Here is a 24,997-nt window from a genome sequence, read left to right as displayed (position 1 = left end):
CTAAATCTCCCTTAAAAAGGGGGACTTTCAGAGAAAAAGAGTTGACGAATTACTGATTCCCCACCCATGGCCATGAAAGAACATATTTTAAGAGCAACCTGCGAGACTGTGCATCTGGGGGGATTTTCGGATAAAGTTCCGCCTGTGCTTACGGTGGAGTCAGGCGATCGCATCCAGATCGAGACCTATACTGGATTTTACCTCATTGAGGAGCATCATCGCGCCCCCCAAGCTTTCTTCCCTCCAGAACTGCTAGACATCTGCCACCATCTCCCCCCTGAGCGCAAAATCGGCCCCGGCCCCCACCTGCTCACCGGCCCCATCCACATCCAAAATGCCCAACCTGGGGACATTCTCGAAATTCGTCTAGAGCGCATTACCCCCAGTTTACCCGTCGGGTTTAACGCCATTCGAGCCGGTTGGGGAGCCTTACCCCAACAGTTCCCCGACCCCGCGCTGCGCTTCATTCCCCTAGACCTCGACCAACAAATTGCCTACTTTCCCGGTCATCCAGAAATTAAAATCCCCCTTCAGCCCTTTTTTGGCATTTTAGCCGTTGCCCCCCCCTCAGAACCCCATTCTTCCGTCCCTCCGGGCACATTTGGCGGCAATATGGACAACCGAGAATTGCAAGCTGGATCTCGGCTCTTTCTCCCCGTCCAAGTCCCTGGGGGCCTCCTCTCGGTTGGCGATGGTCACGGGGCCCAAGGGGATGGGGAAGTTAATGTTACGGCGATCGAAACCTCCATGAATGGCACAATTCAAGTTATTCTGCATCAAAACTTTCCCCTTCCTGTCCCCCTCGCCCAAACCCCCACCGACCTGATTACCATGGGATTTGCCCCCACCCTCGATCAAGCCTTAGAACAAGCCTTAGAACAGATGATCCAGGTGCTGGTATACTGCGGAGGTCTCACCCCAGAAGAAGCCTATGTTCTCTGTAGTTTAGCCGCTTCTTTTCGGATTACCCAAGTGGTGAATCGACCGCAAAAAGGGGTTCATGGCCTATTTCCCCTGAAGATGCTTCCCCAAGGTTTTCAATTCTGAAAATTATGAATTGTTAATTGTTTCGGCTGTCGCCGACATAAAAATTTTTAATTTTTAATTTTTAATTTTTAATTGACATGACTGTAACCCAAATTATTTTATTAGCCAGTGGAGGACTCTTAGCCGGAATTCTCGCGGGTTTTTTAGGCATTGGTGGCGGAACCGTTTTAGTTCCCCTCTTAACCACATTAGGCTATTCCCCGGTCGAATCTGTGGCCACCAGTAGCCTCTCGATTTTAATCACTGCTAGTTCGGGAACGGTGCAAAATTGGCGCATGGGTTACTTAAAATTATCTAAAGTCCTACTCTTAGGATTCCCAGCAATGATTACGGCTCAAGTGGGCAGTATTTTCGCCGATCGCCTCCCCTCCTATCTTCTCCTCTTCTGCTTCGGACTGCTCTTACTGCTCAACCTCTATTTAGTCCAAGTCCGCAAAACCCTCACCCAGTCCGAACCTACCATCGAAGAACCCCAGTTTAATCCCACCTTGGCGAGAATGATTACCGGCTCGATCGCCGGATTTATGGCCGGGTTTTTAGGGGTAGGGGGAGGAGTGATCATGGTTCCCCTACAGATTTTATGGCTCGGAGAAACCATTAAAGATGCCGTCCGCACCAGTTTAGGCGTGATTGTTCTCACCGCTTTATCCGCTTGTATCGGTCATGCGCTACAAAACAATGTGGTTCCTTTAGCTGGAATTTTATTAGGAACGGGGGGATTAATTGGGGTACAAATCAGTACCCGATTTTTACCGACATTGGAGGATCGGGTGATTACCTTTGGCTTTCGTCTGCTGTTGGCACTATTGGCGACTTACGTCTTTTGGCAAGCGTGGACTCAGTGGACAGCCATATAGTTGAAGAAGATATCGGCTTGACGTTCCTCGGAAGTGCTAGAGCTGGCGATCGCCACCGATTCTAAGGGGTCTAAGAGAGGCTTGCCTGCCAATTCTACCAGCCTTAACAGAGGAATTTGACGCTCCAGGGGTTTTTGAGCCGATCGCCAATTGACAAAGAAATAGCCATGGTTGACTGGAGGTAAAGCGGCGATACTGTCTTGAAAGAGGGCATCGGTAGCTAAGGAATTGCCTGTCTTTTTGGCTTTCAGTACCCGATCCATAGCAGCAATAGATGAGGTGATAATCTCATACTGGTTAACGGTTGTATGCACCCCTTGCACTTTGGCTTTTAATAACCGACTTTTAGCCGTTTCTTTCCCTTCCACGATCGGATCGGCGATTAATTTCGTCCAAGCCACCAGGGTTCGATCGTCTAACTTAAAAGAGCCAACACTCAAGCCTTGCTGGTTCACCATCGCATCTAAACGATCGGTTAAACTCTCTCCCGTTTTCTCGCTAATGATAATCCAATCTAAATCCCCTTCTTCTTCATCGGGTAACAAGGCGATCGCATATTCTCCTTCAATGGCATCAAGAATATCGGCTTGCACGTCTAATTGCCATTGTTTTCCCCAGTCGAGCAAGGGTTGGCGCAGAATCTCGGAAATGTTCCCATAACCTGCCGTTTCTGTTTGCACCTGTTGCCAAAACTGACGCAGGTTAACACCGTTGATGGCTAAATAACTGCTAGGGGGCAGATACGTTAACAGGGAAGAGGGATTTAAGGGCGCTTCTCCTCCTGCGAGCAAAGCTGGATCGGTGGGTAACCAATCTGTTTTGGCTAACAGTCCATCTTGTTGGAATTGCACACTCATCCCCAAGGCTGCATACAAGGGATGATTGACATCCATACCCAACTTTTGGGCAAACTGAGGCAGATTGATCCAGGCGATCGCCTTTCCTTTATCCCTATTGAGTTCCTGCAACTGTTGATAGTCTGGGGTTGCGCCTAAACTCAGATCGGCAACTTGCACATTATTAATCCCTTCGCGCAGGACTTTAGGATGATTTGCCAATAACACAAACCGCGATCCCACTACCGTGGTAGCAATCGTGTTTTCTTTGCGGCTATAAATTAACTGTGTGCCTTTGTAGGGTTCAAACACCAAATCTTGGCCGGCGATCGCCTCCCGTTGCCAATAGACTTCTAATAATTCTTGGGAAAGTTGGGCGTTTTTCGTCGGTAGCACCACCAAATAACCCGGTTGTTGTCCATTGTCCCCTTGGCGATCGAGATCCGTACTCGTCATCGCCCAAATTCCGCCCCCATCCAGCCAAGGCTGAATATCTTGCTGATACTCTAAACCGGTGCTATCAAGGAGGGTATTTTGTAGCAGTTTTTTCCCTCGATCGAATCCTTTAATTTCCGATAACACCCGATCCGGCTTCTCGGATAAGGAGACGACGACCGGCGCTTGTTTAGAAATAAACCGAGCCGCAGATAAGGCTTCCACTGCTGCCGAATCTCCCGGAAACTGCGATCGGGCGCATCCACTAAGGCACAAGACCAATCCGCAGGCCACAAGTGCAGATAGTTTGAAGACATTGACGAATACCGCTTTACCCCATTGGGCGATCGGGGCTAGATTCATGATTCCCTCACCCTTACCATTCGATGAGCCAAGCCCCATGATACTATACTTTTGCCCGCGACAATGGGGTTGATAAAGATGGAACGCCCATGGGATCTGCCTATGGGATCTGTCCATAGGCTCAAAGGCTCGTAGCATGAGTACACAATTGTCTCACTTTGCGGTAAAACTAGAAGTATGAAAAACCGATAAAAAACTTTACTGAATCTGGAGGATAGAACTATGGATTGGCGTGTTGTCGTTGTTTTACTACCGATCGCTGTTGCTGGAGGATGGGCTGTTTTTAATATTGGTGCAGCAGCTCTCACTCAGATTCAGAACTTCTTAAACAGCCGGGAAGCATAAATCCTTATTTCGGGATTAATCCCTTGGGGGTTAGGAGTCTAGACTCCTAACCCCTTAATTTTGCTCAAACGGTTATTAAGAGTTTATAAATAAAGGATTGCGAGAGGTTTCTATGGCGCACCATAATAGAAAGTACCCGTATCTTTAGACTAAATGTCAAGGTTACAGATGAAGACTTTATTCTTTTGGCCCGTGAGTGCCGCGATCGCCTGGAGCGCGGTTTTTGCCTTCTTGAGTTCCCCTGCTCTCTCTCAAGAAGAAGAGGGAGTGACTCTAAAAGGAGACTCTTTACAAACGGTGGAGAGTCGCAGCACCCAAGATTTTCCGGGTTTATATACAGACTCTTCTGTGAGAATTGATCCGCGCTTATCCACTGGGCGATCGCGATCGGTTATTCCCCAAGTGCGACTCAATGAAAAGGTGGATGTGATGTACCAAGACAGTGCCGGATCGGGGGAAGACCTGGGCTTATTTCGCTCTCCTGGGGATGTTAGACCCTCTGGAACCGTGAATTTGAGATTGCAACTTGAAGAATAAGAACCCTAAAACCTCTCAATGGGGGCAGGCGATCTCACCAGAGATGCGGAGCCGGATCGCCGATTTGTTACCCCCCCATCAGCATGTGGCTGTCCATCTTGGGTTAGATCGGATTAAGCACCTGTTAGCAGCCCTCGGTAACCCCCAGGATCGGGTTCCGTTAATCCATGTGGCTGGAACCAATGGTAAGGGGTCGGTTTGCGCTTATATCGGCTCGATTTTAGAAGCCGCAGGCTATGGCGTGGGGCGCTATACTTCCCCCCATTTGCGAGATTGGACGGAAAGAATCTGTATTAATGGCCAGGCGATCGCCCCAGAAGACCTCTATAACAATTTAGTCAAGGTTTTAGAAGTCGTTAATCCTGAAGATTCACCGACTCAGTTTGAACTCTTTACAGCGGCCGCTTGGCTCTATTTTGCTGACCAGGAGTGCGATGTAGGGGTGATGGAAGTGGGATTAGGGGGCCGTTTAGATGCCACTAATGTCTGCGATCGCCCTTTAGCGACTGTGATTGTCTCCATCGGTTGGGATCATTGGCAAGTGTTGGGCCCCACCCTAGGAGATATTGCCAGAGAAAAAGCCGGTATCCTCAAAGCCGACTGTCCCGCGATTATTGGTGCTGTCCCTCCAGAAGCAAAAACCGTCATCCAGGAAAGAATTCAAGCGTTAAACTGCCCAGCGATTTATCCCCCAGCCGCCCAAGATCTCGGTGGAGGAAAAGCCAGATTTGCTGATATCGAGTATCAACTGCCTTTAGTAGGAGCGCATCAACTACAAAACTCTGCTTTGGCGATCGCCACCATTCAAAGCTTACCCCCTTCAGGCTGGACGATTTCTCCCCAAGCAATCCAACAGGGAATCGCCCGTACCCAATGGCCCGGTCGCCTAGAATGGAGTATCTGGAAACACCAGCGCATCCTGATTGATGGGGCCCATAATCCCGAATCGGCGATCGTGTTGCGGCACTATCTCGATACCCTAGAGCCTACTCCCATTCATTGGGTGATGGGAATGCTCTCGACCAAATCCCATACAGAAATCTTACAAATTCTTCTGCGTCCGGGCGATCGCCTCTTCACTGTCCCCGTTCCCGATAGCAATTGCGCTTCCCCCCAAGAGCTAGTCGAACTCGCTCAAACCCTACAACCAGACTTATGCAGTGGTGAACCCTATGCAGATCTCGCAGATGCTCTAGATGCGGCCGCGATCGACTCTTCTGGGTTAACCGTGGTTTGCGGTTCCTTATATCTGCTCGGTTATTATTTCTCCCTGGCCATAGACTCCTAAACCTCTCCTAAAGGTAAGGGTGAAATCAGAATCTTTTGCCTAGATTCCAGCGATCTGCGTCACAGTCCCTTGTGATTAACATCATATTGACAAATATTGCAAGACTTTGTTACATTAGTTTGCAAGAAACGAAACAAAAGTTCACACATAGGAGAACAACATGGTTAACTTAGTTATTCTTTCCTTACTGTTTATCGCTGGTTGGGTTGCTGCTTCTGTAATCGGAACTCAAGCCTACTTCATGGGAGAACAAACCAAATCTATCCACGAACGCAACTGGGACTCTGATGGCTTCAACAGCATCGCCAAATCTGTAACCGGTCAAGAAACCGACTACACCAACCGCGTCCCTGGATATAGCTTGGATAGTTATGGCAGTAACACCCTGGCCAGCTAATCATCTCGGTAGCGTGAGTACCCCAACTTCCCGTACTCACCTCCACGTCTTAACGCTAATTCCTTTTCTGGAGTTAGCGTTTTTTATCGTTTTTTGGCAATACAGCAGTTGTCGCTGCTATAGGGTACATTATTAATCACAGATATAAACTTTACTAAAGGAATCAGGGTGGCTTCTGGTGTAAGCCAGAAAGTTATACTATGGGATAACCCATCCTTGTACTCTCACCGCCTTGATCCTATGTCATCTACAATTAAACCCCGTGATGTCCAAGTCGTTTATCTCGATCATCAAACCACTTTATTGCGATCGCGAACCTGGGATCGTCTGAAATTTGAAGTTGAATATTCCCTACAAAAGGGAACAACCGCGAATTCATTCCTGATTAAAAGCGATAAAATTGCCTTAATCGATCCCCCAGGAGAATCCTTTACCGATAACTATATTAAAGCCCTCCAAGATCGACTGGATCTCAAGTCCATTGATTACGTGATTGTTCACCACTTTAATCCCAATCGGGGAGCCACTCTCAAAGCCTTACTTAAGCTGGCTCCTCAACTAACCCTCGTCTGCTCGAAAGCTGCTAAATTAGCCCTGGAAAAGCTTTGGGAAGAGGAAGGTCTAGAGGTAAAGGTGCAATTGGTTAACCGCTCAGATCTAGACCTCGACCTGGGCCAAGGTCATCATCTTCAGTTTATCCCCACCCCAACCCCCCGATGGCCCGATGGCATTTGCACCTACGATCCCCTCTCGCAAATTCTATTTACAGATAAATTTTTTGGCGCTCATGTCTGTGGGGATCAAGTCTTTGATGAAGGATGGAAACTCTATAGCGAAGACCGGCAGTATTATTTTGATTGTCTCCATGCGGCACAACCTCGGCAGGTACTGACGGCCCTAGACCGGATGAAAGATAAACCGACTCGCTTCTATGCTCCTGGTCACGGGCCGCTGCTACGCTACGGGAAACAGGAGTTAACCCAGCTCTATCGCTCTTGGAGCGAGAAGCAAAGCGGACAGGAGTTATCGGTGGCTCTAATTTATGCATCCGCTTATGGGAATACGGGAACTTTAGCCCAGACGATCGCCCGTGGAATTACGAAATCGAGTGTGGGGGTTGAGTTAATTGATTGTGAACTGGCCGATCCGGCTGAGATTCAGGCTCAGGTGGAAAAATGTGATGGCTTTATTTTAGGTTCTCCCACCTTAGCGGGCCATCCCCCCACCCAGGTGCAAACGGCTTTAGGAATTGTGCTATCAACGGCAGCGAAAACGAAACTTGCGGGCGTATTTGGGTCGTTTGGCTGGAGTGGAGAAGCGATCGATATTTTGCAGAGCAAGTTGGAGGATGCGGGATATCAGTTTGGGTTTGAGCCGATCCGGGTGAAGTTTGCCCCCACGGATGCCATTTTGCAGCAATGTGAGGAAGCGGGGATTGATTTTGCCCAACAGTTGAAGAAGGATCTCAAACGACGGACTCCGAAGCGCTCGGTGAATGTGTCGAGTAGCGATCGCACCGCACAAGCGGTTGGCCGAGTGGTCGGATCGTTGTGCGTGGTTTCGGCCCATCGGGGAGACCTGCATAGCGGAATGCTTGCCAGTTGGGTGTCTCAAGCAACGTTTAATCCTCCAGGGTTAACAATTGCGGTGGCTAAAGACCGAGCAATGGAGTCGTTAACCCATTCAGGCGATCGCTTTGTGTTGAATATTTTGCCCGAAAAGAGTCCTTTAATCCGCCAATTTACCCGCAAGTTTGCCCCCGGAGAAGACCGGTTTGCAGGCTTGGAAACGGAAATAGCGGAAAATGGCGGTAAGATTCTCAAGGATGCCCTTGCTTACCTCGAATGTACGGTAGGCGATCGCATGGAATGCGGCGATCATTGGATGGTTTACGCCACCGTTGAGAGCGGTAAAGTCTTTGATAGAAGTGGGGTAACCGCCGTTCACCATCGCAAAACCGGCAGTTATTATTAAGGGGGTTCGTAGGGGTAGTCGTAGGGTGGGCAGGAAAAGAGGCGATCGACCCCAACCCCTACCACAAGCCCTGCCCACCTTATCCGCTTGGGAATTATAGCGCGCAGCGCTATATTAAGTCGAGGGAAGGTGAAAATGCAGGTGATTGGGGCCGTTATGCGTAAACTTCTTCATTTGGCCTTTGCCTTGCTGAAGTCCCAAAAGCCTTTTGACCCCAATTACACGATCGCCGCTCCGATCGCCGTCCCGATCGCCTCCCCTTGACATCCAAGACAGTATCTACGGTGATGGAATTAGTCGATTAAATGGGCAATGGTTACGCCTGTGCCGCCGTTTTTTTGATCGGCTAATTCAAAGCGCTCGACTTGGGGATGGCTCCTCAGAAATTCATGGACTCCTTCCCTTAATTTACCCGTGCCTTTGCCGTGAATAATCCAGACATTCGTACAGTTGGCATTGTAGGCTTTGGTAATCCCTTGATCGAGTTCGGCTTCTGCCGTCACCACGCGCAATCCTCGGATATCTAAAGTATTGCGAGAGGTTTGGATGACTGGGGCTGTGGGTTTGGGAGGGGGCGTTTTCTCTTTTTCAGGAGCTATTTTTTTGTTCGTTTCCTTAGTGGAAACTTCGGCTTTTTTGCCGTCTAAGGATTCGATTTCTGCGAGTCCTACGGTCATTTTCATTAACCCAAACCGCACGGTTAATTCTTGCCCTTCTTCGTCCATTTGTAGAACTTCTCCGGTTTGTCCTAAACTGGGAATGCGTACCCGTTCCCCAACTTGCGGTTTATAACCGGGTTTGGGTTTGGGGGGATTGACTTTGGAGGGCAAATATTGCTCGGCAATGCGATCGAGTTCTTGGGTGGCTTTGTGGGTGTCTTGGGCAGTACCTTGTTGTAGGCGTTTGATGGCTTGGGCGACTTCTTTTTTGGCTTGCGAAATTGCCTTTTGGATCTCGATTTCCTGTTGTTGGCGTAGCTCTTGCTCCCGCTCTTTCAGTTGCTGCGCTTTGAGTGCGACTTCTTGGTGGAGTCGTTCGGTTTCTGAAAGGAGTGTCGAGGTTTCTTTGACTTGGGTTTCCTGACGACGACGCTCGGCTTCTAAACCGGCGATCGCCTGATTCACGTCTTCGGAACCCGTGTCTACCCATTCGTGCGCCTCTTCGATCACCTCCGCATTTAACCCCAAACGGCTGGCAATAGCCAGAGCATTCGATCGCCCCGGAATGCCCCACAGCAGGCGATAGGTGGGTTGCAAGGATACCTCGTCAAACTCCACCGAGGCATTCTCAAACCGCTCATCCTCATACTTGAGGGCTTTGAGTTCGCCGAAGTGGGTGGTGGCAATGGTAAGTTGGGCGTTGGTGGCGAGATGTTTCAAGAGGGCGATCGCCAACCCAGTGCCCTCGGAGGGATCGGTTCCCGCACCCACCTCATCTAATAGTACCAATGTAGGGGCGAACGGCCGTTCGCCCCTACAAGCGGCAACACTGTCCAAAATCCGACAAATACGGCGAATATGTCCCGAAAACGTCGATAAACTTTGCTCTAAGGACTGCTCATCGCCAATATCGGCTAAAACCTGGCTAAACCAAGGCAGTTCCACCGGTTCCCGCGCTGGCACGAATAAGCCGACTTTTGCCATCAGTGCTGCCAGAGCCAAGGTCTTCAAGGTTACCGTTTTACCCCCCGTATTCGGCCCCGTAATAGCCACGACTCGGATCGGCGGTTCAATACACACCGTCACCGGAACCACCTCTTTCCCCTGTTCATGACGCTGTTGCCACACCAACAAAGGATGACGCAATTGCCGCAGGGTAATCATTTCCGTGGATTCAATGAAACGAGGTGGATTGGCTTGTAACCAATAACTGTATCTGGCTTTGGCAGTCGCTAAATCGAGAATAGTGGCAACCTCCACCAAATGTTCTAAATCGTCGTAAACCTCCGCAACTTTCTCCGTGAGGGCGCGACAAATGGCTTCTTCTTCCCTGCTTTCTTCCTTTTGCAACTGTCGCAAATCATTCCCCAGGGAGACGATCGCATGGGGTTCGATATACAGAGTTGCACCGCTTGCAGAGGAGTCATGAACGATACCGGGGATGGTTTCCTTGTGATTCGCTTTCACCGGCAACACATAGCGATCGCCCCGTTGGGTAACTAAATTCTCCTGAATGGCGTGGGATTTCCGTTGCAGCAGGTTTTGCAGGGTTTGCGTAATGCGATCGCGCTGAGTTTTCAATTGACGGCGCACATTACCCAGCTTCACACTAGCGCGATCGGCAACTCTTCCCTGCTCATCAATACAGTGGTTAATCTCCTGTTCCAACTCCGGATAAGTACGGATCGTGCTAATCAAATCCAGCAAAATCGGCACATCATCCTGTTCCTCAATAAACCGGCGCAGTCGTCGCATCCCCGCCAATGTACTCGCCACATCCAGCAGTTCATCCCCGTACAGCACCCCCTTGAGTGTCGCTCGTTTAACAATCTTGCGAATATCCCGAATTCCCCCAAACGGGATCTCTGCGGTTAGGGTTTGCTCCAGGGTGTAGACTTCCTGAGTTTGCGCCAACAGGGTTAAACTTTCCGCTTGAGTTTCGGCGATCGGCAAATTCCGGGCGGCGATCGCCCCCATTTTCGTCGCTGCAAACGTCGATAAATGCTCGCACAACCGCGACCATTCTAACAGCTCTAGGGTTTCGTCTTGGATCACTCGTGTTCTATCGATTTAACGCCACACTGTTTATTGTATCGACTTTTGCCACTCTGGACAGCGCAAAGCGCTGTATCCCTAACGATCGTCCTCTATATCCAAATGGGTAGAGAGGTCTTGAAACCAACCCCAGCGCCAAAACAGATAAATTAACCCCCCAGAAATACTCAACATGACTCCCCAAACCATGGGATATCCCCAGGCCCAATTCAGTTCTGGCATATTCCACGGGGAGGCTTCGGGATTAAAATTCATGCCATAAACCCCAACCACAAAGGTGAGCGGGTTAAAAATCGTGGCAATAACAGTTAAGACTTTCATAATTTCATTGGTCTTATTGCTCACAGAAGACAAGTAGACATTCATAATCTCTGAGGTCAATTCGCGATAAGTTTCCACCAAATCCATCACTTGTAGGGTATGGTCATAGCAATCTCTTAATTCAATTTGCACGGTTTGGCCAATTAAGGGACTGGGATTACGGACTAACAGTTTTATGGCATCTCGTAGGGGCCAAATTTGCCGACGCAGAGCGAGTAATTCCCGTCGGATACGATAGAGAGTCTTTAAGGTTTTGTGACTGGGAGACGTGACCACTTCCTGCTCTAGATCGTGAATGCGATCGCCATAGGCTTCTAAAACGGGGAAAAATCCATCGACGATCGCATCCAAAATACTGTACATCAAATAGTCTGCACCCTGGCTACGAATAATTCCTTTACCCGTCTGAATGCGATCGCGCACCTGACGCAACCCCTCCCCGCGATCGTTCTCTTGCACCGTCAGTAAGTAGCGATCGCCTAAAATTAAACTGGCCTGTTCGATATAAAATCCCTTACCTGGCTCCTTTAAGCGCACCATCTGCGTAATAATCACCAGATACTCGCCATAATCTTCTACTTTCGGTCGTTGGGGGACATTGACCACATCTTCTAAGGCTAAAGGATGTAACCCAAACACCTGACGAACCCCTGGCCAAATCTCCTGGGAACCCAATCCTAAAACATTGACCCAAGACACCGAGGGACTCTTTAAGTAGGATAAACACTCTTCTGGAGTCGTTAATTCTGTACGTTCCGTTTGACTTTCCGTATAATCAATCAGAATGAGCTGAGAGGGAGTCGCATCTTCTTCAAATTCTAGGGTTCCCGGCAAACTTCCCGGTTCATCATAGTGATAGTCAAATAAATCATCGTCAGTCGGTTTAGAGAGATTAATCACGGCTAATGTCGATTAGAGGTCAGTCTGGTTGTGTAGGCAATTAGGGAATAACAGATTCGCGTCTAATGGGGGTTTGATTTTCCTTCCATAAACTTAATCCCACCAAAAGCTGATGCGATCGCTGGTTTTCAGGCATTCAATCAGCCTATCGCGCTCCATAACTCCCTGGTCAATAAGGTCAGGGCAAAACTCATACATTTCATCAGCCCAATACTCGACATCTTCTAGGGGAGAGAGAAAGCGAAGGGCTAAGGAATCATAACGAATATAGGTAATAATAAACGGCTGTTTGGCTTCCAATGCTTGCAACCATTGCAACACATAGCCTGTGCCAATACCATAGTTACAGCCATTTGTACCCATGGCGGCGATCGCCTCATATTTATCCGTCGTGGGAAAGACCGTCAAACATTCGGGCAAATGCTCAAAGAGGGTGCGACTCGAAGCAAAAACATAGCATCCCTTAGCCATAAACTGATTTTGCAGGGCTTCTACATCTAAATCCTTGCGTTTATTCACCCTAACATTGATGTAAAATCCACCTTCAAGATCGCTAAACTCAATGGGTCGATCGCCACAAATTTCGGCTAATTCTTGCACCGCTTCCCCATAGGCCGGATCGCGTCCGCGCTCGGAAAAATCAGGATAGTCATACTCTATATCAGCGCGGGGATCTTCTTCATATTCATCATCCGGTTGTTCTAAGTCTATTTCTAATTCTTGGGCGCGATCGCCCGCCCATTCCCGCAATAGGTTTAAGACATTAGAGCGCCCAAAAACCTTAGCTAAACTCAACGCGGTTCGACCCTCCCGGTCTCGTTGCTCAATATCCACCCCCGCAGCCAGTAATGCACGGATCGCATCGACACTCCCTCGATAAACCCCCGCAGTCAAAGCCGTTCCTCCCTCATAGTTACCCAGATTGGGATCGGCACCTGCGGCTAACAGAGTCTCAATTACCTCAAGATTTTCTTCCTCTGAATTGTAGTAATTCAAGGCATCAATGAGAGCAGTGCTGTCGCCACTCCTAGCATTCACATCCATCCCTTTACTTAACAAGAGCTGCACCAAGGGTAAAGAACCCATACTCGCAGCTCGCATCAACAGATTTTCCCTATCTTCACTCTGAACCTGAAAATCAGCCCCTTGGTTAATCAAGAACATAGCAATTTCTTCCTGTTTCTCCCAAACAGCAATGCTTAACGCACTGACTCCTTTAATGTTCAAATTTATATCAGCTCCTTCAGCTAACAACTGTTGCACAATGTCCAGATGCCCCTTCTCACAGGCAATCATCAAGGCAGTTACATTCAAGCCATCCTGTTGATTCAAGTCCGGTTTAGCTGCCAACAAAGCCTCTACTACATCTCGGTGACCGGCTTCGACGGCTAACATCAGGGCAGTTCTCCCGGCTTGGTAACCGTACTGGTTTAAGGAATCCGCACTGTAAGAACCAGACAATAGGAAGGGTACTTCTCCCCCAGCTAGGTCGTCGAGATTGGGATGAGCGCCAGCCGAGAGAAGCAAGTTTACCATGTCTACATGGCCTTCTCTTGCTGCTAACATCAGGGGTGTTTTGTTGCGGGTATCGCGTCGGCGATCGCGAGTATCCACATTTGCTCCTTGCTCAATTGCTGATCGCGCCGCATCGACTGCTCCCGCAACGGCTGCTTTGAGCAGAATTTCATCTTGAGAGATTGGAGTATCGACAATGCCAAAAGAGCGCAGCACGTCCAAAACTTGGGTATCTTGATTGCGAGTTGCCCAATCAAAGGCACTCAAACCTTCACCATCCTTTTCATGGGGATGAGCGCCAGCTTCTAGAAGGATAGCAACCGTTTGAGCGTATCCACATCGAGCCGCCAAAATCAAGGGAACGGTATCCCTGATATGAATGGGTTGGACGCTAGGAGAGGCAGAGGATTGAGACTTGATGGCTTCGAGTTCTTCTAGAGCTTGTTTGGCTTCAGCTTCAGGATCGTCTGTCTCTTCTAAGGTCTCAATTTTTTCCCATACCTCACCGACTGCTTCTAGGGATTTGAACAGCGTTCCTAATGCTTCTCCGGCCTGTTTTTTCACCTCAGCATCATTGATGGTGATACCGGAGATCCCTTGATTGACATTAACCCCGGCAGCTAGGAGTGCTTTTAAGACCTGATTGGCTTTTGGATCGTTACCTGCGGCTGTGGCTAAGGCGATCGCTGGTGTTTTATCAAAAGTATCGGTTATATTCGGATCGGCCCCCTCGCGTAGTAATTCCAAGGCAATCTCAAAATGCTTACCTTTGAGAGCATTAAGTAGAGGAGCTTTGGCATCCAGATCGGCTCCCGACTGAATCAACAGGGAGACTATTTCTGGTTCACCCCTACCAGCCGCTACGGAAAGGGGAGTACCACTAAAGGTCTGTACATTGACATCTGCTCCTTTCTCAACTAGGGTGCGAACGACTTCAATCCCGTAGGGAATGGCCATCACCAATTCAGTTTTGAGGTTATTTTTCCAAGCTCCGGCTTTGACTAATTCGTAGCGAATCTCTCTCTTGTATTCACATATTTCTAGGAGATGTTGGTTGCCATCCTTCACATTAGGATTAGCTCCAGCATCGAGCAATTCCTGCACCAGAGAAAGATTTTCATGTTTAACAGCTTCAATCAGTTGGCGGTCAATATTGAGTATCATAAAGCACATTTATAACCAATTTCTTATTCTGACATCTGCAATTGTAGTGTAATTGTAGCATAAACAGTTAACTCAGAGCTGGCAAGAATTGGGCTGGAATCCTAAACTGAGCTTCTATAATTTAAGGATAGGAGGGAAAACTATGGTTGTGAACACAATGATCACTCGATCGCAAAGTATTCCGCGATTAGAAAATGGCGATCGCCTTTCGCGCACGGAATTTGAACGGCGCTATTCCAACATGCCGGAATTGAAGAAAGCGGAATTAATCGAAGGAGTGGTTTATATGGCATCACCGTTACGCATTAACCAACATGGCGAACCTCACTTCAACCTGATCGCTTGGTTGGGAGTTTATGCGTCTATGACTCCAGGGTGTCAAGGAGGCGATAATACCACAGTAGTTCTCGATAGTAACAATGAACCCCAACCCGATATCCTCCTTCGGGTTGAGCGAGAAGGACAATCGATCGTCAATGATGCGGGATATGTGGTGGGAGCGCCGGAGTTAGTGGTAGAAATTGCTGCTTCGACTGTCTCTCTGGATATGCAAGATAAATTGCAGGTGTATTGTCGCCATCAGGTGCAAGAATATTTGGTATGGCGGGTTGAGGATCATGCGATCGATTGGTTTCGCCTGAGAGCCGGTCAATTTGAGAAACTCGAAGCCGACGAGGAGGGGATAATTCGCAGTGAAGTCTATCCTGGATTGTGGTTAGATGTTCGGGCGCTGTTGAGCGGTAATTTAGCTCAGGTGTTGCAGGTATTGCAAGCAGGAATAGCAACAGACGAACACGAAAAATTCGTGCAGCTTCTATCGCAAAAATAGGTGAGGATTATTGATCAATTCCAAGCCCCAAAAAATGGGGGTTAACTCGGTTCGAGAAAATCATAAAGGATTTCATCGGGTTCATCCTCTATATCGTCATCGACTTCGGGCATAAAAACAGTTTCTGAAACGGGTGTTTTTTGGTTGGATGTATCTTTGAGTTGCTGTTGTCGAATGACGGTAATTAGGGTATGGAGTTGATTGACAGTTTGCTTTAGAAGAGCGACTTCTTGTTCTAAGGCAAGCAGACGATCGCCAGAATTAGCCGCCACTTCTCCTAAATAGAGGGCGATCGCCTCTTGGACGACCTCTTCTGAGGTTTTCTGGCGATCGCTGGCGATCTGGGCAATCTTCTCTTGCCAACTGGGGTTAAGGTTTAGCTTCATGATCCGAGCCATCGAGTTGAACAAAAATGGGGATTATCCTAATAATAAGGAATCATCGGATAACTCTTCCCCTTTAAGCTGATTAAACCGCTCCAGGAGATCGGCGACTTCTAAGCCTTCCCGTTCCTCTCCAGCAATATCTAAAATAATCTGTCCTTCATGTAACATAATCGTGCGATCGCCCATGATCAAGGCCTGACTCATGCTATGGGTGACCATAATCGTAGTTAACTGTTGCTCTTTGACGATGTTGCGGGTTAACTGCGAGACAAAATGGGCAGTTTTTGGATCGAGGGCTGCGGTATGTTCATCTAATAATAAGACCTCAGTCGGCGCTAAGGTAGACATGAGCAGGCTTACCGCTTGTCGTTGTCCCCCGGATAATAATCCCATGCGATCGCCTAATCTACGCTCTAAGCCTAATCCCAAACGGGCTAACTGCTCCCGAAATTGGGCGCGACGACGGTTGGGAAGGGCTAATTTTAAGCCCCGAAAGCCTCCCCGTTGAACGGCTAAAGCCATATTTTCTTCTACGGTTAAATTTGCACAAGATCCCAACAGGGGATTTTGAAACACTCTGGCGACCAATTTAGCCCGTTTTTGGGTGGGCCATGAGGTAACATTTTGACTGGCAATATCAATGCGTCCAGAGTCCGCCAGGCGATCGCCACTAATTAAATTGAGTAGCGTTGATTTTCCCGCTCCATTAGAGCCAATAACGGTGACAAACTGCCCAGCCGGAACACTCAAGCAAACCTGGCGGAGGGCGGGAGTTTCCAGAGCAGTACCGGGATTAAAGGTAACACAAGCGCGATCGATTTCAATCATGAAGAATTTTTCTGTTAAGCTTAAATTCAAGACTTAAATTTTATATCAGAGGCAAAGTGCGAGTATGTCTACTCAGCGAATACGTCGGAAGTCCTCTCAAAATCTGGGCACGGGTTCTAAAACACCTCGGTTTAGTCCCTCTCCTATAGTGTCTCGAAAACCCACACCCATACAACCGACTGGCGATCGTCAACCCTTTGCTCAACGAACACCCTCTGGGGCCAATTTTGACTTACAAACCGATCAGCCCCCTAGGGAACTGGCTCCAGATATGCAAGCTCATATCGATCGGTGGAAAAGCAAGATCCCGCTTCAGTCTGCATCTCCACCGAATTCGCCCATCCAGCGCTATCCCCTAGGAGACCACCATAATCTATGGTTTTCACACCCCCTTACTCGCCAATCGACTCAATCCTCAATTCAACGGGCTGATGGTGATGAAACGGATACATCTACACCTACCACTGCAACGCCAGCTCCCACCACGACTGAAGATACAACGGTAACAGCACCGGTTGCGACCTTGAAGCTCTGTGCAGATGTGGAAACAGCAGATCGCAGTAGATTGGGGTTAACAGACCTCGCGAAGGCGAATGTGGGCCATACGTTTTTGAAGCTCAGTTATAACAATCCAACCGATGTGCCCGATGCTATGCGTCAACCGACTAAACGATTATTGCAGTCGCCAACCGGTTCTTCTTTTGGGTTTTATCCTCTGATTTACAGAGCCAGTACATGGACGTATGATAGCACCGCACGGATGAAGCGTTTAGAAACTCCAGGGAGTGGAACCAGTCTCGATCGCCGTCATACTGGCTTTTCACTAAATCCGAAAAAATGGGTTCCTGGGCGCGTGGAAGAACCCGATGTAGCCCATGCTTCTAAGGGTGAAAAATCCTATGCGTTAACTCAGCCGGAAGTGGATGGTTTGATGGAATATGTGGAAGCGAAAAAGGATGCTAAGTATAATTTATTTAAGTATAATTGCACCAATTTTGCGGTAGAAGCAGTTAAATCTATTGGTAAGTCTGCACCGAGTGGAGCAGGTCAATATGGAGAGATTATGCTTCCGAATTCCCTGTACAAGAATTTGCTGGCTTTATCGAAAGATGGGGATACGGATGTGACGTTAGGGCCTTTGGAGGAAGGTCACTCCCATGATAAGAAGGGAGATAAAAAAACGAGTAAGAAAAGTTCGATTAAGAAAACATAGGAAATAGGGGGAGGCTGACCCAAAGATCATGAGCGCTAAACCGATTACGTTTGAGGCGATCGCTACGGTGGTGGAAATGGCGATCGCCGATGTGAGTAAGAGAGCGGGAGTAAAAAACTTAAAAACCTATGTTACGGTGCGTCTGGAGCAAGTTCTCCCAGCCGATCTGGCCGAACAGGTGAAGGTAGAGACCCTCAATTTTATTTACCCGACTCAAAAGGGGGATGAGCAAATTCAGAGTGGGGATAGGGTGCAACTGACGATTATTGCTAACGATCTATCCCAACCGGATTGGTTTCGGATGACGAAAATGCTGAAACTCTGAAGGGCAACATTAGGTTTCATGAGAGTGAACTTTACTGGTTTTATTTGAGTTTCGGCGATCGCCCAAGCCAAGACACTAAATCTTCAACTCCAGTAAAATCGAGCAGCGCTTCCCCCAAATCTTCCAGAGTTTCCACCGACAAAGACTGAATCTGTGCTTCCAATTCTGGAGAAAGCACCCCTACTCGTCGCGTTAATTGGCGAGTGACAAAAGAGACCGCTTCTCTTTTTTGTCCTTCTAGCAAACCTTCTTCATGAATTTCTTGGTAAATCACGGACTCGCGCATCGCCTCTTTCCTCAATAATTGTCTAATTAACTTCTTCTCAAATCTCAAACCCGCCAACACTTGGCTACAAGCGAGGACATCTGCTTGTTGCAGGGATTTAGGGGAAATTTGGGCGATCGCTACCGAGCATTATCGCTCAACCAAGACACTAAATCCTCAACTCCAGTAAAATCGAGCAGTGCTTCCCCCAAATCTTCCAAAGTTTCCACCGACAAAGACTGAATCTGGGCTTCCAATTCTGGAGACAGTTCCCCCACTCGTCGCGTCAATTGACGAGTAATTAAAGAGACCTCCCGTTGTACGCCTTGCTGAATTCCTCGCTGAATTCCTTCGAGCAAACCTTCTTCATGAATTTCTTGGTAAATTACTGACTCGCGCATCGTCTCTTTCCTCAATAATTGTCTAATTAACTTCTTCTCAAATCTCAAACCCGCCAACACTTGGCTACAAGCGAGGACATCTGCTTGTTGTTTACTTTCCTCGATTAGGGAATGGGAAGGGTATTGTTTATGTTATCAGCAACGGCTAAGAGCAAGAACTACTCTAAATTCTCTGTTCGCCAGTAATTAGGAATCAGTGGAGTCTTCCCAAGGGATGGGTATGATGATCAATAGTCCTTGGGGCAATGCTTATGTCCGCCAAACAACCCATTTCTGTTCCCTTCAAAGGCCGCTCAACCCTATCTTTGCGCTTCCTGTTGGTGGTTCCCTTTGTGCTGGAATTATGTTTAGTGGTGGGATTGATTGGCTATTTGTCGTTCCGCAATGGTCAAAAATCGGTCAATGAATTGGCGAGTCGTCTGAGTGGGGAAGTGACCCATCGCATCCAAGAGCATCTAAAACGGTTTGCTGATACGCCCCATTTATTTCTGAAGATGAATGAAGCGGCGATCGCCTCCCAACGCTTTGACCCCGACAATTTTGAGGTTGCCTTACCCTACTTTTGGCAACAGGTACACATCCATCCCTGGGTGCGATCGCTCTACTGGGGCAATACCCAAGGAGATTTTATCATGGTTAACCGCGACCCCACCCCCCGCCTTTATCGTCGCGATCGCAATAGCGCCCCCATCCGTAATATCTATCACTTAGACGAACAAGGCAACCCCATTGATGACCCGATCCGCAGTGCCGAATACGATCCCCGTACCCGTCCCTGGTATCAAGCCGCAGTCGAAGCTCAAACTGCCACCTGGTCATCTATTTATCTCTTTTCTGCGTCCGAGGATTTAGGCATTACCCCGGTTTTACCCATCTATGACAACCAAGGAACCCTAAAAGGAGTCCTAGGGGTAGATTATACTCTCACCCAGATTAGTAACTTTTTAGCCACTTTAGAAATTAGCGCCACGGGGGAAGCCTTTATTATGGAGCGATCGGGTAAACTCGTGGCCAGTTCTGCCCCGGAATTGCCCTTTATTGACACCCCAGACGGTCGTCAACGGATTAAAGCCTCTGAAAGTCAAAATCGGTTAATCCAGCAAGCTGCCAGCCATATTGCCCGGTTAGCTTCCCTGGACGAGCATCAAGATCTAATCATGAAATGGGAGGGAGAGCGCTACTTCTTAGAGGTAACCACCGTCGGCCATAATTTGCAACCGGGAGAAGAGTCTTTAAGGGGACTCGATTGGGTGATGGTGGTGATTATTCCTGAAGCCGATTTTATGGCTCAGATTAACGCCAATACTCGCAGCGCGATCGCCCTGTGTATCGTTGCCTTAATAGTGGCTTTAGCATTGGGTTTGCTCCTGTGTCGCTGGCTCTCTCGCCCCATCTCCCAACTGAGTCAAGGAGTCAAAGCCATTGCGAAAAGCGAAACAGCGCCCAAAATCTACGGAGGACGGATCAAGGAATTTGACCAACTGGCCCAAGGGTTTAATCAGATGGTCTATCAACTCAATATCTCCTTCCAAGCTTGGGAAGAAATGAATCAAAACTTAGAAGATCAAATTCAAGAGCGCACCCAAGCCTTAGAACAAGCTCAAGAGCATTTTCAAACGGCCTTTCGTTTAAGTCCCCATCCCCTGTTTATTAGTGCGATCGCCGATGGCTGTTTACTTGAAGTCAATGATAGCTTTTGTGAAATCCTCGGCTATTCCCCAGAAACCCTGATGCACCGTCGGGAAACCGAACTGCAATTATGGGTTAATCCTCAAGAGCATCAGCGCTTAGTCCAAGTCATAGAAACCCAGGGAACCCTACGCCACCAACAAGTCGAACTGAAAACCGCCTCTGGAGCGATCAAAACCCTATTATTATCTGCTGAAAGTATTTTATGGGATCAATGTCCTTGTATTCTCTATGCCGCCTATGATATTAGCGATCGCCAACAAGCCCTGTTAGCCTTACAGCGCAGTGAAGCCGCCTTGCGCGAACAGCAGCAATATTTACGGCTCATTTTAGACAATATTCCCCAACAAGTCTTTTGGAAAGATACCGATTGCGTCTTTTTAGGCTGTAATCGCAATTGGTCAGAAGCAGCCGGATTAGAGAGTCCAGAAGTCGTGATTGGCAAAACTGATTATGACTTATTGCCGCGTCATTTAGCCGATGAATTTCGAGCCAAAGACCTGGAAATTATGGCAACAGATACCCCACAATTACATATGATCGCCAAAAAGGTCAAACCCGGAAACGATGGTCAACCCATTTGGCTCGATATTAGTAAAATTCCCATCCATGATTCCCAGCAGCACGTCATTGGCTTATTAGGAGTGATCGAAGATATTACCTTACGAAAAAATGCCGAAGATGCCCTACGACTTGAACAGACCAAATCGGAAAAACTGCTCTTAAACATTTTACCTGAACCGATCGCCGAACAACTCAAACAGAATGACCTCACAGATCGGCAAATGGGGGTTGTGATTGCCGAACAGTTCCAATCTGTCACCATCTTATTCGCCGATTTAGTCGGATTTACTCCCCTCTCTAGTCATTTACGGGCCCATGAATTGGTTGAATTACTCAATCGGATTTTTTCCCAATTTGACCAGCTTTGCGAAAAATATCATTTAGAGAAAATAAAAACCATTGGCGATGCCTATATGGTTGCTGGAGGACTTCCCCTACCCCGCTCCGATCATGCTGAGGCCATCGCCAATATGGCCCTAGAGATGCAAAACATTATCCGTCAGTTTCAAACCCCCTTTAAGCAACCCTTCCAAATTCGCATTGGTATTAATACCGGCCCCGTTGTGGCTGGGGTCATTGGCAGGCGCAAATTCATTTATGACCTCTGGGGAGATGCCGTTAATGTCGCTTCTCGGATGGAGTCCCAAGGCGAACCCGGCCAGATTCAGGTAACCCATCAAACTTATGAATTATTAAGAAATACCTATCATTTTCACGAACGGGGTAAAATAGAAGTTAAGGGCAAAGGAGAAATGTTCACCTATTGGCTGTTAGGCCAATAAACTCAAATTTTAATCATTTTTCCCTCAATTACACCCGATCCCTGTCGAATTTTCGACTTTCTTTTTTAAGATCACTTTAAAATTTCACCTGTTTTTTGATTTTTTTTATAAACCTTTATGGCTGTTTTACATCATCAAAATAGTTGGGATCTGAGTGCCAAGCTCCCCTTAAAACTGTTGCTGATTGTCCCGTTTGTTTTCCAAATTGTCCTAGTTGTCGGTTTAACGGGATGGTTTTCCGTGCGCTATGGCAAAAAGGCAGTCAATGAAGTGGCAACCCAATTGCGCTCTGAAGTCACTCACCGGATCGATCAAAAACTCTCAGAATATCTGACCCTTCCCCATCAAGTCAATTATATGACCCTAGATGCTCTAGAACTCGGATATTTGCAGATCGAAAATTTTCCCCAATTACAACAACATTTTCTCAAACAGCTCCAACGCTTCGATCGAATTGATTCCGTGTTTTTTGGCAGCGAACAAAATGAGTTTATTGGCATTGCCCATGGGAGAGACAATCGACTGCAACTCATGAGAGCTGGAAAAGCAACAGGAGGCAGCATTCAATTTCATTTGCTCAATCAGCAAGATCGTCCCATTGAACTGATCAACGAAACCCCTAATTTTCCCATTCGCGATCGCCCCTGGTACAAAGTCGCAGTCCAAAGCCAACAAGAAGTATGGGGGCCCATCTTTACCTACCATGCCTATCCTCGCATGGCCATCCCTGCCAGTGTGGCCATTCGTGACGATGCGGGTAACCTGATTGGAGTCTTAGGCAATAACTTTTTTCTCACCCAAATTAGTGAATTTCTGGCCACCCTAAAAATTGGGCGATCGGGGCAAACCTTTATCATAGAGCGCTCCGGACAATTAGTCGCCAGTTCCACCTTGCCCCAACCCTTTGTGATTAAAAACGGGGTCGCCCAACGCATTGATGCCATCAACTGTGAAGATCCGATCATTCAAGCAACCACCGCTCACTTATTAGAGGCTCTGGGATCGTTCGATCGCATCGAAGAGTCTCAACAACTCGACTTTTATCTCCAGAAACAACGGCAATTTGTGCAACTGATGCCCTATCAAGATGACTATGGTCTCGATTGGTTAATCGTGGTCGTAGTTCCAGAAGCCGACTTTATGGGACAAATAGAAGCCAATACCCGCAACACCATAGCATTATGTGCGATCGCCTTAATGGTGGCGATCGCGATCGGGATTCTCACAGCCCATTGGATTACCCGCCCCATCTTAAGCCTAGCCGCAGCCAGCGAAGCCATCATGCTGGGCATCACAGACCAGAACCCCCAAGGGCAACTCTCCCCTGGAAATCCCCCCCTAAAAATCACCAGGATTCGAGAAATAGAACAACTCTCCCACTCCTTTAACCAAATGGCTCAACAGCTTCAAGACTCCTTCAACAGCTTAGAACAACGAGTACAAGAGCGCACCCTAGAACTCGAACAAGCCAAACAAGCAGCCGAACAAGCCAATCAAACCAAAAGCCAATTCCTAGCCAACATGAGTCATGAACTCAGAACGCCCCTCAATGCCATCATCGGCTTTACCCAACTGATGTTGCGCCATTGCAGTCATAACCCGCAACAACAAGAGCATCTGAACATCATTCATCGAGCCAGCGAATACCTGCTCGGACTGATTAACGAAGTCCTAGAAATGTCCAAAATAGAAGCCGGACATCTGCAACTCAACGCCAACGACTTTGACCTCAAACATCTACTCGAAACCGTACAAGAACTATTTGCCCTCAAAGCCCAAGTCAAAGGCATCACCCTACAAGTCCAACTCGATCCCGCTCTACCCACCTATATCCGCAGCGATGAAGGTAAACTGCGCCAAATCCTCGTGAACCTCCTGAGCAATGCCATTAAATTCACCTCTGAAGGGACAGTAATTTTACGAGTTGAAGCGGGAACATCTCCCCATCAATTCCACTTTGAAGTCGAAGATACCGGTATCGGCATTGAACCAGAAGAACTCTCTAGTCTCTTTATCCCCTTTGTCCAAACCCAGTCCGGGCGCAGTTCCCAACAGGGAACCGGATTAGGTCTGACCGTCACCCATCAGTTTATCGGATTGATGGGGGGACAGATCAAAGCGATCAGTCGCGGGTATCAATTCACTCCCGTTTCTGCCCAATCCGACGATCTACTCCAACCGGTTGCCCTTGCCGACTCACCCATCGGAACCCGATTTGAATTTGAGATTACCGTAGAACCAGCAGAAAATCTCAGCTTTCAGCCTGTCATCACTCAGAGGGTTATAGGCTTAGTTCCCGGTCAACCCACCTATCGTATTCTTGTCGTTGACGATCGCTGGAGCAATCGGCAACTATTATTACAACTGCTCGGCCCTTTAGGATTTGATGTGCAAGACGCTGAAAATGGACAACAAGCCATTGAAATCTGGGAAAATTGGCAACCCCACTTAATTTGGATGGACATGCGAATGCCTGTTATGGATGGTTATACCGCCACCGAGTACATTAAACAACATATTCACGGCCAAGCCACCGTCATTATTGCCCTGACGGCCAGCGTCTTCGAGGAAGAAAAAGCCCTCGTCTTATCCTCTGGATGTGATGACTTTGTGCGTAAACCCTTCCGAGAATCAGTCATTTTAGAGAAAATGAACCATTATCTTGGAGTGGATTATATTTATGAAACCCTAGAAGAATCTCCGGCGGTTTCTGGAGAACCAGCCGAAAGTTATCCCGTGCAGTTAGCCCTCATGCCCCATGAATGGATTGAACAATTGGAGTATTTTGCCACAGGAGCCGATGGCGAGCAAATTTTGCACTTGCTGGAGGCTCTCTCTGAGGAACAGATGCAGTTACGTGAAACCCTGACCGGTTGGGTGAATCAATTTCAGTTTGAACAATTGGTCGAGGTCTCTCAAGCCGCTTTGAAGCTTAATCATCAAGTGTCAAGAACTTAGGTAGGGAATTATGGAGTGGGGGAAGACGCAAACACAGTTAAGATTAAAACTAAGATTAAAACTA

20 protein-coding genes are annotated in these 24,997 nt (G+C 47.9%); 12 read left to right on the top strand and 8 right to left on the bottom strand.

Annotated features, from left to right (window positions below; translation table 11 throughout):
- Positions 1 to 72: 72 nt before the first annotated feature.
- Together PMG25_RS03220 and PMG25_RS03215 are read left to right on the top strand one after the other, a co-directional pair.
- Entirely contained in the window at positions 73 to 1,047 is a 975-nt protein-coding gene (locus tag PMG25_RS03220) for an acetamidase/formamidase family protein (RefSeq protein WP_347178733.1), read from the top strand.
- A gap of 77 nt (positions 1,048 to 1,124) precedes the next feature.
- On the top strand, positions 1,125 to 1,904 hold the full coding sequence (locus tag PMG25_RS03215) for a sulfite exporter TauE/SafE family protein (protein ID WP_283765472.1): 780 nt from the start codon (positions 1,125 to 1,127) through the stop codon (positions 1,902 to 1,904).
- On the opposite strand, the gene PMG25_RS03210 is transcribed toward PMG25_RS03215, so the two are convergent.
- Positions 1,886 to 3,538, bottom strand: coding sequence for a DUF3352 domain-containing protein (locus tag PMG25_RS03210; protein ID WP_283765471.1), 1,653 nt, complete (start codon positions 3,536 to 3,538; stop codon positions 1,886 to 1,888). The two genes, PMG25_RS03215 and PMG25_RS03210, sit on opposite strands and share 19 nt — an antisense overlap.
- A gap of 222 nt (positions 3,539 to 3,760) precedes the next feature.
- Here PMG25_RS03210 and PMG25_RS03205 point away from each other — a divergent pair, with 222 nt between their 5' ends.
- The 5 genes from PMG25_RS03205 to PMG25_RS03185 all read left to right on the top strand — a co-directional run bounded on the left by PMG25_RS03205 (position 3,761) and on the right by PMG25_RS03185 (position 8,079).
- Positions 3,761 to 3,883 carry a photosystem II protein Y gene (locus PMG25_RS03205; protein WP_283765470.1) on the top strand — a complete coding sequence of 41 codons (123 nt, stop codon included), beginning with the start codon at positions 3,761 to 3,763 and terminating at the stop codon, positions 3,881 to 3,883.
- Positions 3,884 to 4,051: 168 nt separating this feature from the next.
- Complete coding sequence (locus PMG25_RS03200) at positions 4,052 to 4,420, top strand: hypothetical protein (protein WP_283765469.1); 369 nt, start codon at positions 4,052 to 4,054, stop codon at positions 4,418 to 4,420.
- Positions 4,410 to 5,708: a bifunctional folylpolyglutamate synthase/dihydrofolate synthase gene (locus PMG25_RS03195; protein ID WP_283765468.1), complete on the top strand. Its 1,299-nt coding sequence runs from the start codon at positions 4,410 to 4,412 to the stop codon at positions 5,706 to 5,708. Before PMG25_RS03200 ends, PMG25_RS03195 begins: the two co-directional genes overlap by 11 nt.
- Positions 5,709 to 5,868: 160 nt before the next feature.
- The gene (locus tag PMG25_RS03190) at positions 5,869 to 6,105 is read left to right on the top strand and encodes a photosystem II protein, Psb35-related (protein WP_283765467.1); all 237 of its coding nucleotides are present in this window, start codon (positions 5,869 to 5,871) and stop codon (positions 6,103 to 6,105) included.
- A 240-nt stretch (positions 6,106 to 6,345) separates the two neighbouring features.
- A complete protein-coding gene (locus PMG25_RS03185) occupies positions 6,346 to 8,079 on the top strand; it encodes a diflavin flavoprotein (protein WP_283765466.1) in 1,734 nt (577 codons plus the stop codon).
- A gap of 293 nt (positions 8,080 to 8,372) precedes the next feature.
- Here PMG25_RS03185 and PMG25_RS03180 read toward each other — a convergent pair whose 3' ends face one another.
- The 3 genes from PMG25_RS03180 to PMG25_RS03170 all read right to left on the bottom strand — a co-directional run bounded on the left by PMG25_RS03180 (position 8,373) and on the right by PMG25_RS03170 (position 14,693).
- On the bottom strand, positions 8,373 to 10,793 hold the full coding sequence (locus PMG25_RS03180; protein WP_283765465.1) for an endonuclease MutS2: 2,421 nt from the start codon (positions 10,791 to 10,793) through the stop codon (positions 8,373 to 8,375).
- 78 nt (positions 10,794 to 10,871) lie between these two features.
- Positions 10,872 to 12,014, bottom strand: coding sequence for a magnesium/cobalt transporter CorA (corA, locus tag PMG25_RS03175; protein ID WP_283765464.1), 1,143 nt, complete (start codon positions 12,012 to 12,014; stop codon positions 10,872 to 10,874).
- A gap of 93 nt (positions 12,015 to 12,107) precedes the next feature.
- A complete protein-coding gene (locus tag PMG25_RS03170; protein ID WP_283765463.1) occupies positions 12,108 to 14,693 on the bottom strand; it encodes an ankyrin repeat domain-containing protein in 2,586 nt (861 codons plus the stop codon).
- A gap of 142 nt (positions 14,694 to 14,835) precedes the next feature.
- Between PMG25_RS03170 and PMG25_RS03165 the strand changes: the two genes are divergently transcribed.
- The gene (locus PMG25_RS03165; protein ID WP_283765462.1) at positions 14,836 to 15,522 is read left to right on the top strand and encodes a Uma2 family endonuclease; all 687 of its coding nucleotides are present in this window, start codon (positions 14,836 to 14,838) and stop codon (positions 15,520 to 15,522) included.
- 41 nt (positions 15,523 to 15,563) lie between these two features.
- On the opposite strand, the gene PMG25_RS03160 is transcribed toward PMG25_RS03165, so the two are convergent.
- Together PMG25_RS03160 and PMG25_RS03155 are read right to left on the bottom strand one after the other, a co-directional pair.
- Positions 15,564 to 15,920 carry a hypothetical protein gene (locus PMG25_RS03160; RefSeq protein ID WP_283765461.1) on the bottom strand — a complete coding sequence of 119 codons (357 nt, stop codon included), beginning with the start codon at positions 15,918 to 15,920 and terminating at the stop codon, positions 15,564 to 15,566.
- Positions 15,921 to 15,941: 21 nt separating this feature from the next.
- Positions 15,942 to 16,736: an ABC transporter ATP-binding protein gene (locus PMG25_RS03155; RefSeq protein ID WP_347178732.1), complete on the bottom strand. Its 795-nt coding sequence runs from the start codon at positions 16,734 to 16,736 to the stop codon at positions 15,942 to 15,944.
- 64 nt (positions 16,737 to 16,800) lie between these two features.
- Between PMG25_RS03155 and PMG25_RS03150 the strand changes: the two genes are divergently transcribed.
- Positions 16,801 to 17,949 (top strand): hypothetical protein, encoded by a 1,149-nt coding sequence (locus PMG25_RS03150; protein WP_283765459.1) that lies wholly within the window; start codon positions 16,801 to 16,803, stop codon positions 17,947 to 17,949.
- Between the two features lie 28 nt (positions 17,950 to 17,977).
- The gene (locus tag PMG25_RS03145) at positions 17,978 to 18,274 is read left to right on the top strand and encodes a hypothetical protein (RefSeq protein ID WP_283765458.1); all 297 of its coding nucleotides are present in this window, start codon (positions 17,978 to 17,980) and stop codon (positions 18,272 to 18,274) included.
- A 40-nt stretch (positions 18,275 to 18,314) separates the two neighbouring features.
- Here PMG25_RS03145 and PMG25_RS03140 read toward each other — a convergent pair whose 3' ends face one another.
- Both PMG25_RS03140 and PMG25_RS03135 read right to left on the bottom strand, forming a co-directional pair.
- Positions 18,315 to 18,560 carry a DUF4351 domain-containing protein gene (locus PMG25_RS03140; protein ID WP_283765457.1) on the bottom strand — a complete coding sequence of 82 codons (246 nt, stop codon included), beginning with the start codon at positions 18,558 to 18,560 and terminating at the stop codon, positions 18,315 to 18,317.
- 119 nt (positions 18,561 to 18,679) lie between these two features.
- Positions 18,680 to 18,940: a DUF4351 domain-containing protein gene (locus PMG25_RS03135; RefSeq protein ID WP_283765456.1), complete on the bottom strand. Its 261-nt coding sequence runs from the start codon at positions 18,938 to 18,940 to the stop codon at positions 18,680 to 18,682.
- 251 nt (positions 18,941 to 19,191) lie between these two features.
- Between PMG25_RS03135 and PMG25_RS03130 the strand changes: the two genes are divergently transcribed.
- Positions 19,192 to 21,975 (top strand): adenylate/guanylate cyclase domain-containing protein, encoded by a 2,784-nt coding sequence (locus PMG25_RS03130; RefSeq protein WP_283765455.1) that lies wholly within the window; start codon positions 19,192 to 19,194, stop codon positions 21,973 to 21,975.
- Between the two features lie 117 nt (positions 21,976 to 22,092).
- Entirely contained in the window at positions 22,093 to 24,933 is a 2,841-nt protein-coding gene (locus PMG25_RS03125) for an ATP-binding protein (protein ID WP_283765454.1), read from the top strand.
- Positions 24,934 to 24,997 lie beyond the last annotated feature (64 nt).

The organism is Roseofilum capinflatum BLCC-M114, from assembly GCF_030068505.1.
GTDB lineage: Bacteria > Cyanobacteriota > Cyanobacteriia > Cyanobacteriales > Desertifilaceae > Roseofilum > Roseofilum capinflatum.
Note: the sequence above shows the minus strand (reverse complement) of the source record. Positions and strands in the feature narration are given on the sequence as shown.

Bases quoted from the DNA above. Each gene is read 5' to 3' on its own strand.
- PMG25_RS03155 (WP_347178732.1), bottom strand. From the start codon at position 16,736: ATGATTGAAATCGATCGCGCTTGTGTTACCTTTAATCCCGGTACTGCT.
- PMG25_RS03205 (WP_283765470.1), top strand. From the start codon at position 3,761: ATGGATTGGCGTGTTGTCGTTGTTTTACTACCGATCGCTGTTGCTGGA.
- PMG25_RS03170 (WP_283765463.1), bottom strand. From the start codon at position 14,693: ATGATACTCAATATTGACCGCCAACTGATTGAAGCTGTTAAACATGAA.
- PMG25_RS03165 (WP_283765462.1), top strand. From the start codon at position 14,836: ATGGTTGTGAACACAATGATCACTCGATCGCAAAGTATTCCGCGATTA.
- PMG25_RS03140 (WP_283765457.1), bottom strand. From the start codon at position 18,560: ATGCGCGAGTCCGTGATTTACCAAGAAATTCATGAAGAAGGTTTGCTA.
- PMG25_RS03145 (WP_283765458.1), top strand. From the start codon at position 17,978: ATGAGCGCTAAACCGATTACGTTTGAGGCGATCGCTACGGTGGTGGAA.
- PMG25_RS03135 (WP_283765456.1), bottom strand. From the start codon at position 18,940: ATGCGCGAGTCAGTAATTTACCAAGAAATTCATGAAGAAGGTTTGCTC.
- PMG25_RS03220 (WP_347178733.1), top strand. From the start codon at position 73: ATGAAAGAACATATTTTAAGAGCAACCTGCGAGACTGTGCATCTGGGG.
- PMG25_RS03215 (WP_283765472.1), top strand. From the start codon at position 1,125: ATGACTGTAACCCAAATTATTTTATTAGCCAGTGGAGGACTCTTAGCC.
- PMG25_RS03150 (WP_283765459.1), top strand. From the start codon at position 16,801: ATGTCTACTCAGCGAATACGTCGGAAGTCCTCTCAAAATCTGGGCACG.
- PMG25_RS03125 (WP_283765454.1), top strand. From the start codon at position 22,093: ATGGCTGTTTTACATCATCAAAATAGTTGGGATCTGAGTGCCAAGCTC.
- PMG25_RS03130 (WP_283765455.1), top strand. From the start codon at position 19,192: ATGTCCGCCAAACAACCCATTTCTGTTCCCTTCAAAGGCCGCTCAACC.
- PMG25_RS03210 (WP_283765471.1), bottom strand. From the start codon at position 3,538: ATGAATCTAGCCCCGATCGCCCAATGGGGTAAAGCGGTATTCGTCAAT.
- PMG25_RS03190 (WP_283765467.1), top strand. From the start codon at position 5,869: ATGGTTAACTTAGTTATTCTTTCCTTACTGTTTATCGCTGGTTGGGTT.
- PMG25_RS03200 (WP_283765469.1), top strand. From the start codon at position 4,052: ATGAAGACTTTATTCTTTTGGCCCGTGAGTGCCGCGATCGCCTGGAGC.
- PMG25_RS03160 (WP_283765461.1), bottom strand. From the start codon at position 15,920: ATGGCTCGGATCATGAAGCTAAACCTTAACCCCAGTTGGCAAGAGAAG.
- PMG25_RS03185 (WP_283765466.1), top strand. From the start codon at position 6,346: ATGTCATCTACAATTAAACCCCGTGATGTCCAAGTCGTTTATCTCGAT.